The sequence below is a fragment of the Streptomyces sp. NPDC107517 genome, from assembly GCF_055582645.1.
The window spans coordinates 444,017-456,623 of the sequence record NZ_JBVJPM010000003.1 but is presented as its reverse complement, the minus strand read 5'-3'; the positions used below and the strand labels follow the sequence as shown (position 1 = coordinate 456,623).

Here is a 12,607-nt window from a genome sequence, read left to right as displayed (position 1 = left end):
GGACTGTGGGCACAATTGGCTTTGGCGTCGCAGAGCGCGCAACGGATGGGGAGGCAGGAACGACGGTGGCGGAACGGAGTACGGCTGCCGTCGACGTGGCAGACAACAGTGGTGACGAGCCATTGACCGCGAAAGCGGAGCAGACCACGGCCGACGGGGTGGCCCAGACCCGGGAGCGGGACACGGCAGCGAACGAGGACGCGGAGGACACCGACGGGTCGACGAGCCCCGGCTCGTCCACTCCCCCCGAACTGCACAGCGGTCACAAGCTCGCCAGACGCTATCGCCTGGAGGAGTGCGTCACCCGGCTGGACGGATTCAGCAGTTGGCGCGCGGTGGATGAGAAGCTCCGCCGGGCTGTCGGGGTGCACCTGCTCCCCGCGGACCATCCGCGGGCACGGTCCGTCCTCGCGGCGGCCCGCTCATCGGCGCTTCTCGGCGACCCTCGATTCGTCCAGGTCCTGGACGCGGTTGAGGAGAACGACCTTGTTTACGTGGTGCACGAGTGGCTGCCCGATGCCACGGAGCTGACCGCGCTGCTCGCCTCGGGTCCCCTCGAGGTGCACGAGGCGTACCAGCTCGTGAACCAGGTCTCCCAGGCGATGGCCGCCGCGCACCGCGAGGGCCTCGCGCATCTGCGGCTCACTCCGAGCGCGGTGCTGCGCACCTCGACCGGCCAGTGGCGCATCCGCGGCCTCGCCGTCAACGCCGCCCTGCGCGGCATCGCCTCGGAAACACCGCAGCGCACGGACACCGAGGCGATCGGTGCCCTCCTGTACGCCGCTCTGACGCAGCGCTGGCCCTACGAGGACGACGCGTACGGCCTGTCCGGGCTGCCCAAGGACATCGGCCTCATCGCGCCCGACCAGGTGCGGGCCGGAGTGCACCGCGGGCTCTCCGAGCTGGCCATGCGTGCCCTCGTCAACGAGGGGGCAACGGCGTCGCGGCAGGATCCGCCGTGCACCACCACCGAGGACCTGGTGAAGGCCGTCGGCGAGATGCCCCGCATCCGGCCCCCGGAGCCCGTTTTCACGGCCCCCGCGGAGTATCAGCGGACGACCTACCAGCAGGGCACCTACGGCCGTCCGGCCCCGCGTCCCGGTGTGGCGCAGCCCATGCCGGCCGCGCCCCCGCCGCCGCTGCAGAGCCGGACGGGCAAGGCGCTCAAGTGGGCCGTGTCGGCATTGCTCATCGTGGCCCTCGGCCTCGGCAGCTGGCAGCTCGCGGAAGCCCTGATGGACCGCGGCACGTCGAGCGACTCCAACACGTCGCACAACACCGACGGCAACGACAAGGGCGACGATCACAAGCCCACGAAGCCGATCACCATCGAGGACGCCAGGGAGTACGTCGTCAAGGGCGAGGCACAGGCCCCGGGGGACGTGGCGAAGACCTATGACGGTGACAGCAAGACCTTCTGGCGTACCAAGACCTACAACGACGGCCCGAAGCTGGCGCCCTACAAGCCCGGCGTCGGTATCGTCTACGACCTCGGCTCGGCCAGGGACGTATCGGCCTCGTCGGTAGCTCTTCAGTACGGCGGCGACCACACGACGGTCTCCCTGTACGCGACCGATTCGCTGTCGCCCACGACATCGATCGATTCCATGAAGAGCATCGGTACGGACACCACTACGGGCACCACCGCCAAGATCGAGGCCGACAAGCCGGTGAAGACGCGGTACGTGCTCCTGTGGATGACGGCCCTGCCGCAGTCCGGATCCGACGGTTACTACGGCGCGGGTTACAAGCAGGCTCTCACCGACGTGAAGTTCACCGGCTGAGGGCTCACCTGGGGGAGGGGGTTCGAAAGTGGACGACGCCGCCTACGGCGAAGCAAGCGATCAGGACCTCCTCACCAGCCATGTCGCGGGTGACAAGGACGCCTTCGGTGAGCTCGTGCGCCGCCATCGTGACCGGCTCTGGGCCGTGGCCCTGCGCACCCTGGGAGACCGGGAGGAAGCCGCCGACGCCGTCCAGGACGCCCTGGTCTCCGCCTACCGGGCGGCACACACCTTCCGCGGGCAGTCAGCCGTCACGACCTGGCTGCACCGCATCACCGTGAACGCCTGCCTCGACCGGGCCCGCAAGGCCGCATCGCGGAAGACCTCGCCCGTCGAGGACACGGAGCGCCTGGAGCAGCTCCTCGAACCTCACGAGTCCGCGTCCGCTCCCGCCGAACGCAACGACCTCCACCGCGAGCTCTTCGAAGCGCTGGGCACCCTTCCCGTAGACCAGCGGGCCGCGCTCGTCCTGGTCGACATGCAGGGCTACCCGGTGGCCGAGGCGGCCCGCGTTCTCGGCGTTCCCACCGGCACGGTCAAGAGCCGCTGCGCGCGCGGCAGAGCCAGACTCCTGCCGTTGCTCACCCATCTGCGGATCGACAACGGCGAGAGCGAGAGTGGCAAGAACCCGCCTGCGGACGCGCCCGGAAGGAACCGGACGCAGGGGACATCCGTCCCACCGGCAGCAGGGCCCCGGGACGGGGCAGGACCAAGTGATTCAGCTGCCGTGAAGGGCGGAGGTGGGCGAGCGTGACATCCACGACCGACACGGCCGAGCACCCCGAGATCGCCGAGATCTCCGAACTCACCGAGGGCCTCCTCGCTCCGTCGCGCACGGAGGAGGTACGGGAGCACCTGAACGGCTGCGAGCTGTGCGTCGACGTCTACGCCTCCCTGGAGGAGATCCGTGGCACGCTCGGCACGCTCCCCGGGCCGCCGCACATGCCTGCCGACATCGCGGGCCGCATCGACGCCGCGCTCGCCGCGGAGGCACTACTCGACACAAAGGCACCGGCCTACACCGAGCACGAGGCCGAAGTGGAAGCCGGAGCGGAAGCCGAAGCACCGTCCGCGTCGCCTGTTTCACGTGAAACAACGCCTGAGACCACGCCGACCGACTCACCGACCGCCCCCGCGGACCGCCCTTCCGGTCATCCCCGTGCCACGACAGGGCCGGGGCGGGGCAGCCGGACGCGCACCCGGCGCCGTCGGGGCGCCGCGCTCGGAGCCGTCTTCACAGCCGCCGCGATCGGCATGGGAGTCCTGCTCCTGCAGAACGGGGGCAGCACACCTACCGGCGCTCCCGAGAGCGGCACGCCCCGTCAGGCGAGCTCCGCACTCTCCTTCTCCGAGAGCAAGCTCGAGAACCAGGTGCAGAGCCTTCTGACGGAGAAATCCTCCGCGCCCTCCGCGCCCTCCGACTCGTCGACGTCCAAGCCGTCCCTCCACACCGAGCAGTCCGGACCGAAGACCCCCAGGACGAACTCCCCGATGCGAGGGAAGACCGTCGTGGTGCCGGACTGCATACAGCGGGGCACCGGCCGTGAGACGCCCGCCCTCGCCATCGAGCGGGGAGACTACAACGGCACCGCCGCCTACCTCGTCGTGTTGCCTCACCAGTCGGATCCTGCCCAGGTCTCGGCCTACGTCATCGACGCGACCTGCGTGAAGCAGGCGTCCTCGGCTCCGGGCAAACTGCTGCTCACCCACTCCTACGCGCGGCGCTGACTTCACACGGGGGCACACTTCGCGTGTGCTCCCGGACACGGCGGGAATGCGCGCCCCGTAGGATCCGTTGGGTGGGGTGAGAGTCCGGAGACGGGCTCCCCCGGCAGTACGCAGCAGTCCCGCAGAGACGAGGAATCAAGCCGTGAGCGACGTCCGTAACGTGATCATCATCGGCTCCGGGCCCGCCGGTTACACGGCGGCCCTGTACACCGCACGCGCGTCGCTGAAGCCGCTGGTGTTCGAGGGTGCTGTCACCGCTGGCGGTGCCCTGATGAACACCACCGAGGTGGAGAACTTCCCCGGCTTCCAGGACGGCATCATGGGCCCCGAGCTCATGGACAACATGCGCGCCCAGGCCGAGCGCTTCGGCGCCGAGCTGGTCCCGGACGACATCATCTCCGTCGACCTGACGGGCGAGATCAAGACCGTCACCGACACGGCGGGCACCGTGCACCGCGCGAAGGCCGTCATCGTCACGACCGGCTCCCAGCACCGCAAGCTCGGCCTGCCGAACGAGGACGCTCTCTCCGGCCGCGGTGTCTCGTGGTGCGCGACGTGCGACGGCTTCTTCTTCAAGGACCAGGACATCGCCGTGATCGGCGGCGGTGACACCGCCATGGAGGAGGCCACCTTCCTCTCCCGCTTCGCCAAGTCCGTGACGATCGTCCACCGCCGCGACACGCTGCGTGCCTCCAAGGCCATGCAGGAGCGCGCCTTCGCCGATCCGAAGATCAAGTTTGCCTGGGACAGCGAGATCGCCGAGGTCCACGGCGACCAGAAGCTCTCGCACCTGACGCTGCGCAACGTCAAGACGGGTGAGACCTCCGAGCTCCCGGTCACCGGCCTGTTCATCGCGATCGGCCACGACCCGCGCACCGAGCTCTTCAAGGGCCAGCTCGAGCTGGACGACGAGGGCTACCTGAAGGTCGAGGCCCCCTCGACCCGGACGAACCTGACCGGCGTCTTCGGTGCCGGTGACGTCGTCGACCACACCTACCGCCAGGCGATCACCGCGGCCGGCACCGGCTGCTCCGCCGCCCTTGACGCCGAGCGCTTCCTCGCCGCTCTCACAGACAGCGAGTCCGCCGCGGCCGCCGCCGTCTGATCTCACACCCGCATCACCAAAGTAGCTAAGGAGCCAGCCGTGGCCGGCAACCTCAAGAACGTGACCGACGCTTCCTTCGATGAGGACGTCCTCAAGAGCGACAAGCCCGTACTGGTGGACTTCTGGGCCGCCTGGTGCGGACCGTGCCGCCAGATCGCGCCGTCCCTCGAGGCGATCGCCGCCGAGTACGGCGACAAGATCGAGGTCGTCAAGCTCAACATCGACGAGAACCCGGCCATCGCCGCGAAGTACGGCGTCATGTCGATCCCGACGCTGAACGTCTACCAGGGTGGCGAGGTCGCCAAGACCATCGTCGGCGCCAAGCCGAAGGCCGCCATCGTGCGCGACCTCGAGGACTTCATCGCCAACTGATCGGCGATGCGGCTCCACGGCGGAGCGATGTTTCACGTGAAACACGAACGGGCCAACCCAACCGGGTTGGCCCGTTTGCGTGACCGCAGCAGATGGATCCGGGCTCACAGAGGGCGGAGCGCCGGTTCCTTCTGCACCGCTCCGAGGAGCCGGTCCAGGGCGAGCTCGACGTCCTCCTTCCACGAGAGCGTCGTACGCAGCTCAAGGCGGAGGCGCGGATAAGAGGGGTGAGGACGCACGGTCTTGAAGCCCACGGCCAGCAGATGGTCCGCGGGCAGCATGCAGGCCGGTTCCTTCCACTGCGCGTCGCCGAACGCCTCGATCGCCCTGAACCCCCGGCGCAGCAGATCCTTCGCGACGGTCTGCACGATCACCCGGCCGAGCCCCTGCCCTTGATAGCCGGGCATGATCCACGCCGTCATCAGCTGCACGGCATCGGGGGAGACCGGGCTCGTGGGGAAAGCGGTCGATCGGGGGACATACGCCGGCGGCGCGTAGAGCACGAAGCCGACCGGCGCATCGTCCACATAGACGACCCGTCCGCAGGAACCCCACTCCAGGAGGACAGCCGAAATCCAGGCCTCCTTCTCCAGCTCCGGAGTGCCTGCCTCTATCGCGGCTTGGCCGCTGACCGGATCCAGCTCCCAGAAGACACACGACCGGCAACGCTTGGGAAGGTCCGGAAGGTTGTCCAGTGTGAGCGGTACGAGCCGACGCCCCATGAAGGCAGATCCTCACTTCCTTCGCCCGCCGCGTCACGGGCGGCTGTGAGAGCGCTCCGTTCCCTGAGCAGCATGCCGACGAACCCGCCGACCGCGCCCAGCCCGAGACCTGCGGTCATCAGCCCGGCACGACTCACCGATTGCATGACCCGCCTCCCGAATGAGGTGACTTTGAGGGGTGCGCTCTTCCCCGTCGCATCGTATCCACGAAGCGATTCCATCGATACCGACAGAAAGCAAAGAGCAGGCCGTGTTCCGGTACACACCGGACACGGCCTGCTCTCCTGAGACTTTCGTCGAACGGGACCAGCCCCCGTTCTCCTAGACCTCGTTCTCCTGGTCCTCGTCCTCCGTCGCTCCATGCTGGAGGACGGGCCCCTCACCCGGAGCGAGCTGACCGAGGATGCGCTCCAGATCGTCCATCGAGGCGAACTCGACGACGATCTTGCCCTTCTTCTGCCCGAGGTCGACCTTCACTCGCGTTTCGAACCGGTCGGAGAGCCGCGTGGCAAGTTCGCTGAGCGCCGGCGAGAGACGAGTCCCGGCCCGCGGACCCTTGGCGCGCGCCGGGCTCGCCGGGCTCGCCGGGTGTGAGCCCATCAGGGTCACGATCTCCTCGACGGCGCGCACCGAGAGACCCTCGGCGACGATCCGGTGAGCGAGACGGTCCTGCTCCTCCGAGTCCTCCACGGAGAGCAGGGCACGCGCATGCCCGGCCGAAAGCACGCCCGCGGCCACCCGGCGCTGAACGGCAGGAGAGAGCTTCAGGAGCCGCAGCGTGTTGGAGACCTGCGGCCGCGAACGGCCGATCCGGTCGGCCAGCTGGTCGTGCGTGCAGTTGAAGTCCTTCAGCAACTGGTCATAGGCGGCTGCCTCTTCCAGCGGGTTCAGCTGAGCGCGGTGCAGGTTCTCCAGGAGCGCATCGAGGAGAAGCTTCTCGTCGTCCGTCGCCCGCACGATCGCCGGAATGCGCTCCAGACCGGCCTCGCGGCAGGCGCGCCAGCGGCGCTCGCCCATGATGAGCTCGAAGCGCGACGAGCTCAGCTGCCGTACGACGACGGGCTGGAGAAGCCCGACTTCCTTGATCGAGGTGACGAGCTCGGCGAGGGCGTCCTCGTCGAACACCTCGCGCGGCTGCCGCGGGTTGGGCGTGATGGCGTCAATCGGAAGCTCGGCGAAGTATGCTCCCGCCGGCGCTTCCGGAGCGTCCACCGGACCGCCGAACAGATCCTCGGTTTCATGTGAAGCCTGGGGCTGCGGAAGGGAGGCTACCTTCGCCGCCGCCACTCCGCGCTCCGCCGTCAGGATGGGCCCGGCGGAAGGTGAACCGGGGGCACCTCCCATCGCGCCGCCTGGTGCCGTCTTGTCGGGGGTGGGGGCTGCTGGAATCAGTGCGCCGAGGCCACGGCCCAGTCCCCTCCGTCGCTCGCTCACTGGATACCCTCCACCGTGCTGTGCTGGTCAAGTTGAGTGCCCGTATGGGCGTGCTGAGCGTCGTAGCGGATACCGACCCCGCGCAGCGCCATCTCCCGCGCCGCCTCGAGGTAGGAGAGCGCACCGCTCGACCCCGGATCGTAGGTGAGCACGGTCTGCCCATAGCTCGGGGCCTCGGAGATCCGCACGGAGCGCGGGATGCTCGTCCGCAGGACCTCTTCGCCGAAGTGGCTCCGGACCTCGTCGGCGACCTGCGACGCCAGCCGGGTGCGGCCGTCGTACATCGTGAGCAGGATCGTCGACACATGCAGATCCGGGTTCAGATGCCCGCGCACGAGATCCACGTTGCGCAGAAGCTGCCCCAGGCCCTCCAGCGCGTAGTACTCGCACTGGATCGGGATCAGCACCTCGGCGCCGGCGACCAGAGCGTTGACCGTCAACAGGCCGAGCGATGGGGGGCAGTCGATGAGGATGTAGTCCAAGGGCTGCTCATACGCCTGAATCGCGCGCTGCAGTCTGCTCTCGCGGGCCACCAGCGAGACCAGCTCGATCTCCGCACCGGCGAGGTCGATGGTGGCGGGGGCACAGAAGAGGCCCTCTACATCGACCACGGGCTGTACGACTTCGGAGAGCGGCTTGCTCTCGACCAACACGTCGTAGATCGAAGGGACTTCGGCGTGATGGTCGATTCCCAGAGCCGTGGAGGCGTTGCCCTGTGGATCCAGGTCGATCACCAGGACGCGGGCACCGTGCAGTGCCAGCGAAGCGGCAAGGTTGACCGTTGTGGTGGTCTTACCGACCCCGCCCTTCTGGTTGGCAACCACCATGACGCGGGTCTGCTCAGGTCGTGGCAGGCCCTCGCCTGCGCGACCAAGAGCTTCTACCGCCAGCTGGGCAGCACGACCGATAGGGGTGTCGTCCATCGGAGGCGGTGTTTCACGTGAAACATCCTCCCCCACCGACTCGGTACGGGGACCGGGGACCGGATCGGTCATCGGTCCCGCGATGTTGGCGTCGGACCGCAAGGATTCACTCTCCTCGACTTCAGGCTCGCAATGAACAGAGCCTCCCATGCTTTCGGGGTCGTGAACCAGCGAGGCCCTGTCTTCTGTGGAGGAAACAGCCTCTGTGGACAACTCCGTGCCCGATTCGAGGGATCCGAGAGGTCTTCGGTCGCGGGGTGCAGACGCGGCGCGACCGCGACTGATGATGCCATGCAGCAGTGAGCGACGTTTCACGTGAAACACGATGCACCGCAGCCCGGTCGGCACCCGTGCGACACCCCGACATACATACGTTTGGCAGGTTTCGCGGAGTGCAAGTCGTCGCCAGGGGGGATCACTGCGGATGGATCAGTGCCAGTCCGCCGACGTCTCTCGGAGTGAGTCAACCCGCACCCTTCGGAGCCGACCGGCGCACGAACACCGGCAGGAGATCCGCGCCGCCGACGCCAGACGCAAGAAACCCACGAGACAAGCATCACCCAAAAAGCAATGGCCGCTCAGGACCCAAGGGCCCGAGCGGCCATCACCGCGAGAAGCGAACTGTCGCCTAGAACACAGCTGACGCCTCGAAGACGAGGAGCGACGTCAGCGTCGACGCCGGACCCGCCCGACGCGAGCCGCCTTGGCGCGCTTCGCCGCGAACCGCACCCCGCCGGGGCTCTCTCCCACCTCGACGCGCACCACGGTCGAGAGGGGGTCCACCACGCCCTCACCGACATGCAGCACCGAGGTGGCCACCGCACCGAGCTTGCTCAGGGCGGTCCCCGCGCTCTTGACCTCTTCCTCGGCGGTGTCCCCCTTGAGGGCGAGCATCTCGCCGTACGGCCGCAGCAGCGGAACGCCCCACGCCGCGAGGCGGTCCAGCGGAGCGACAGCGCGCGCCGTGACCACATGGACGGGAGTCAGCTTGCCGAGAACCTCCTCGGCACGGCCGCGGACCACGGTCACATGATCGAGGCCGAGGAGCTCAACGACCTCGGTGAGGAAGGTCGTGCGCCGCAGCAGCGGTTCCAGGAGCGTGATCTTCAGATCGGGCCGGACCAGGGCCAGCGGGATGCCGGGCAGTCCGGCGCCGGAGCCCACGTCGCACACGGTGACGCCCTCCGGCACGACCTCGGACAGCACGGCGCAGTTCAGGATGTGCCGCTCCCACAGTCGGGGCACCTCCCGGGGACCGATGAGACCACGCTGCACACCCGCGTCGGCCAGCAGCTCCGCGTACCGGACCGCGTCCGTGTAACGCTCGCCGAATACCGCTCGGGCCTGTTCAGGAGCCGGGGGAAGCTCTGCTGCCTCCGTCACGTGGACCGTCCTTCCGTACCGCGCTGCCGCGTTGGGTGGCTGACTATCAGGCTGACAAAGATCGGCCCCGCCTGCGAACAGACGGGGCCGTAGAGCGACGTACCGCTCAGGCAGGGAGCACGACGACGAAGCGCTGCGGCTCCTCGCCCTCGGACTCGCTGCGCAGGCCGGCGGCCTTGACCGCGTCGTGGACGACCTTGCGCTCGAAGGGCGTCATCGGGTCGAGCTTGACCGGCTCGCCGTTGCTCTTCACCTCGGCCGCGGCCTTGGCGCCCAGCTCGGAGAGCTCCGCACGCTTCTTCGCGCGGTAACCGGCGATGTCCAGCATGAGGCGGCTGCGGTCCCCGGTCTCCCGGTGAACCGCCAGGCGGGTCAGCTCCTGGAGGGCCTCGAGGACCTCACCGTCGCGGCCGACCAGCTTCTGCAGGTCGCGGGTGGACGCGTCGCTGACGATCGAGACGGCGGCGCGGTCGGCCTCGACGTCCATGTCGATGTCGCCGTCGAGGTCGGCGATGTCCAGCAGACCCTCGAGGTAGTCCGCCGCGATCTCGCCTTCCTGCTCGAGGCGAGTCAGGGTGTCGCTGCCCTCAGGAGCGGCGGAGGTGGTGCCTTCCGTCACGGGATGGACTCCTTCTTACTTCTTGGACGGGGACTTGGGCCGCTGCGGGCCCTTGCGCTGTCCGGACTTGGCTTTGCTGCGGGCAGGGGTGCCGGAAGCAGGCTTGTCGCCGGCCGGCTTGGCCTCGGGCTCGGCGCCTTCCGCCTCGTCCTTCTTCTCGAGGGACGTGGGCTCCGGCGCGTCGGACTCGCCCTTGGCCCCGCTCTGGGCGGTGCCGTGCTGGCGCTGCGACTTGGACTGGCGCTTGGGCTGCTGCCTCTTCGGCGTACCGCCCGTCGTCTGAGTCCCGTCCTCATCCTCGGTCAGAGTGCCGGCCGCGCTCTTGATGACCGTTCCGTCGGCCTGGGCGGCGAGGTTCACCTTGGTCAGGCCGTTGATGAACTTGCGCTCGAACTCGTTGCGGTCGCGGCCCTTGGCAACGATCGCCTTCACGATGCCGCGCTCCCGACGGTTGCGGGTCTTCTCGGCGTGCGTGACGTGCTTGAGCAGGCGCTCCAGGTGGGCCGCCTGGGCCTTGCTGCCCGGGGTCGGGTTCTGGCGGATGACGTACATCTGCTGGCCCATGGTCCACACGTTGGTGGTCAGCCAGTAGACGAGAACACCGACCGGGAAGTTGATGCCGAAGACGGCGAACATGACCGGGAAGACGTACATCAGCATCTTCTGCTGCTGCATGAACGGCGTCTTGACCGTCATGTCGACGTTCTTCGTCATCAGCTGGCGCTGCGTGTAGAACTGCGACGCCGACATCAGGACGATCATGATCGCGGTGACGACACGGACGTCGGTCAGCGTGGCACCGAGCGAGGCGACCTTGTCCGCGGAGTCGGTGAACTTGGCCGCGAGCGGGGCGCCGAAGATGTGCGCCTTACGCGCGCTCGCCAGCAGGTTGTCGTCGATGACACCGATGGTGGTGCCCGTCGCGATGCCGTTGAGCACGTGGTACAGGGCAAAGAAGAACGGGGACTGCGCCAGGATGGGAAGGCACGAGGAGAGCGGGTTGGTACCCGTCTCCTTGTACAGCTTCATCATCTCTTCGGACTGGCGCTGCTTGTCGTTCTTGTAGCGCTCCTGGATCTTCTTCATCTCGGGCTGCAGCGTCTGCATCGCCCGAGTGGCCTTGATCTGCTTCACAAAGAGCGGGATCAGGCAGATACGGATCAGGATCACCAGGGACACGATGGACAGGCCCCAGGCCCAGCCCGTGTCCGGGCCGAAGATCGCCCCGTACAACGAGTGGAACTGGACGATGACCCACGAAACGGGTGTCGTGATGAAACTGAAAAAACCGGCAATCGTGTCCACTAATCAGGCTCCTTGAGCATGGGACGGGGTCTCGGCGGCGGGGCTCGAGGGGCTGGTGTGGCCACACTCTGAAGGCGCGCCGGCGGCGGAAGGCCCGCCCTTGCGTTCGCGCCAGGCGTTACGCAGCATTTCGTGCCACCGCGGACGCTTGCGCGGCGGAACGTGGTCGACACCGCCGAGCGACCACGGATTGCACCGGAGGATGCGCCAGGCGGTGAGAGCTGTTCCCTTGATCGCACCATGGCGGTCGATCGCTGTGAAGCCGTAGTGGGAACACGACGGGTAGTACTTGCACACAGGCCCCAGCAGCGGGCTGATGGTCCACTGGTAGAGCTTGATCAGAGCAAGCAGCGGGTATTTCATCGCGCGCCCCCTCCCAGCAACCGCTGAAGGGCGGCATCCAGGTCTCGGGCCAGCTGTGCATGGTCGGCGTCACCCGCGCCGGGCAACGCACGTACGACTACCAGGCTACCGGGGGACAACTGTGCGAGTCGGTCGCGCATGAGGTGGCGAAGTCTGCGCTTCACCGCGTTACGTACGACAGCTCCACCGACTGCCTTGCTCACGACGAAACCCGCACGCGTCGGGGGAACGCTCTCCCCAGGCGCGTGCGGGTCCGTTGCACCGCTACGTAGATGGACGACGAGGAGCGGGCGGCCAGCCCGGCGTCCTCGGCGTACCGCGGTCGCGAAGTCTTCGCGCCGCCTCAGCCGATTCTCGGTAGGCAGCACGTCATGACCTGTACGCGATCAGGCGGACAGGCTGGCGCGACCCTTGCCACGGCGGTTCGCGAGAATCGCGCGGCCGGCACGGGTGCGCATCCGCAGGCGGAAGCCGTGGGTCTTGGCGCGACGACGGTTGTTCGGCTGGAAGGTGCGCTTGCTCACTCGGGGGCTCCAGAAATGATTGTGTGGTGGCGGGACATCGCCTGGCTGTCACCGTGCGCCCACGAGAAGCTCGCGTATACGCACCGAGTGCACCGCTTCACAATCACAGATCGTGATCTTTGCCCATCGGAGGCAGGCGGCAGCAGCCATCGACAACTCGACCTGGTCACGGTACGCGCGGCTCAGCCATCCGGTCAAACCGGCATCGGGTGAGGGACACTGTGCACAGCCTGTGGACAACAACTTGAACCGCACCGGTTGCCCTGACTACCGTGGCTGAACTCCGATTCGTTCCCTTCTCACCGCCCCACCCCGATTTTCTTCCGAACCGTCCCAGAACCACAC

At 67.8% G+C, this 12,607-nt stretch carries 14 protein-coding genes; 5 read left to right on the top strand and 9 right to left on the bottom strand.

All coding sequences use genetic code 11. The features are described 5' to 3' along the window. The first annotated feature begins 65 nt into the window (after window positions 1–65). From ACZ67T_RS09850 to trxA, 5 genes are all read left to right on the top strand, one after another. Entirely contained in the window at window positions 66–1,784 is a 1,719-nt protein-coding gene (locus tag ACZ67T_RS09850) for a protein kinase family protein (protein ID WP_469982841.1), read from the top strand. Between the two features lie 28 nt (window positions 1,785–1,812). Then, a complete protein-coding gene (gene sigM / locus ACZ67T_RS09845) occupies window positions 1,813–2,538 on the top strand; it encodes an RNA polymerase sigma factor SigM (protein WP_469982840.1) in 726 nt (241 codons plus the stop codon). After that, window positions 2,535–3,512, top strand: a complete 978-nt coding sequence (locus ACZ67T_RS09840; protein WP_469982838.1) for a hypothetical protein — start codon at window positions 2,535–2,537, stop codon at window positions 3,510–3,512. The genes sigM and ACZ67T_RS09840 overlap by 4 nt, the downstream gene beginning before the upstream one ends. 142 nt (window positions 3,513–3,654) lie before the next feature. After that, window positions 3,655–4,617 carry a thioredoxin-disulfide reductase gene (gene trxB / locus ACZ67T_RS09835; protein WP_469982837.1) on the top strand — a complete coding sequence of 321 codons (963 nt, stop codon included), beginning with the start codon at window positions 3,655–3,657 and terminating at the stop codon, window positions 4,615–4,617. 39 nt (window positions 4,618–4,656) lie between these two features. Next, window positions 4,657–4,989, top strand: a complete 333-nt coding sequence (gene trxA, locus ACZ67T_RS09830) for a thioredoxin (protein WP_100597220.1) — start codon at window positions 4,657–4,659, stop codon at window positions 4,987–4,989. A gap of 104 nt (window positions 4,990–5,093) precedes the next feature. On the opposite strand, the gene ACZ67T_RS09825 is transcribed toward trxA, so the two are convergent. The 9 genes from ACZ67T_RS09825 to rpmH all read right to left on the bottom strand — a co-directional run bounded on the left by ACZ67T_RS09825 (window position 5,094) and on the right by rpmH (window position 12,262). Then, window positions 5,094–5,711, bottom strand: a complete 618-nt coding sequence (locus tag ACZ67T_RS09825) for a GNAT family N-acetyltransferase (protein ID WP_469982836.1) — start codon at window positions 5,709–5,711, stop codon at window positions 5,094–5,096. Between the two features lie 321 nt (window positions 5,712–6,032). After that, window positions 6,033–7,145, bottom strand: a complete 1,113-nt coding sequence (locus tag ACZ67T_RS09820) for a ParB/RepB/Spo0J family partition protein (RefSeq protein ID WP_469982835.1) — start codon at window positions 7,143–7,145, stop codon at window positions 6,033–6,035. After that, window positions 7,142–8,218 (bottom strand): AAA family ATPase, encoded by a 1,077-nt coding sequence (locus tag ACZ67T_RS09815; RefSeq protein WP_100597223.1) that lies wholly within the window; start codon window positions 8,216–8,218, stop codon window positions 7,142–7,144. Before ACZ67T_RS09815 ends, ACZ67T_RS09820 begins: the two co-directional genes overlap by 4 nt. A gap of 516 nt (window positions 8,219–8,734) precedes the next feature. After that, on the bottom strand, window positions 8,735–9,451 hold the full coding sequence (gene rsmG, locus ACZ67T_RS09810; protein WP_329572180.1) for a 16S rRNA (guanine(527)-N(7))-methyltransferase RsmG: 717 nt from the start codon (window positions 9,449–9,451) through the stop codon (window positions 8,735–8,737). Between the two features lie 106 nt (window positions 9,452–9,557). Next, window positions 9,558–10,070 (bottom strand): Jag family protein, encoded by a 513-nt coding sequence (locus ACZ67T_RS09805; RefSeq protein WP_116512078.1) that lies wholly within the window; start codon window positions 10,068–10,070, stop codon window positions 9,558–9,560. A gap of 15 nt (window positions 10,071–10,085) precedes the next feature. Then, window positions 10,086–11,375, bottom strand: coding sequence for a membrane protein insertase YidC (gene yidC / locus ACZ67T_RS09800; protein WP_469982834.1), 1,290 nt, complete (start codon window positions 11,373–11,375; stop codon window positions 10,086–10,088). Window positions 11,376–11,378: 3 nt separating this feature from the next. Then, entirely contained in the window at window positions 11,379–11,738 is a 360-nt protein-coding gene (gene yidD / locus ACZ67T_RS09795) for a membrane protein insertion efficiency factor YidD (protein WP_100597227.1), read from the bottom strand. After that, window positions 11,735–12,106, bottom strand: coding sequence for a ribonuclease P protein component (gene rnpA, locus ACZ67T_RS09790; protein ID WP_469982833.1), 372 nt, complete (start codon window positions 12,104–12,106; stop codon window positions 11,735–11,737). The genes yidD and rnpA overlap by 4 nt, the downstream gene beginning before the upstream one ends. Window positions 12,107–12,124: 18 nt before the next feature. After that, window positions 12,125–12,262 (bottom strand): 50S ribosomal protein L34, encoded by a 138-nt coding sequence (gene rpmH, locus ACZ67T_RS09785; protein WP_006381191.1) that lies wholly within the window; start codon window positions 12,260–12,262, stop codon window positions 12,125–12,127. Window positions 12,263–12,607: the final 345 nt, after the last annotated feature.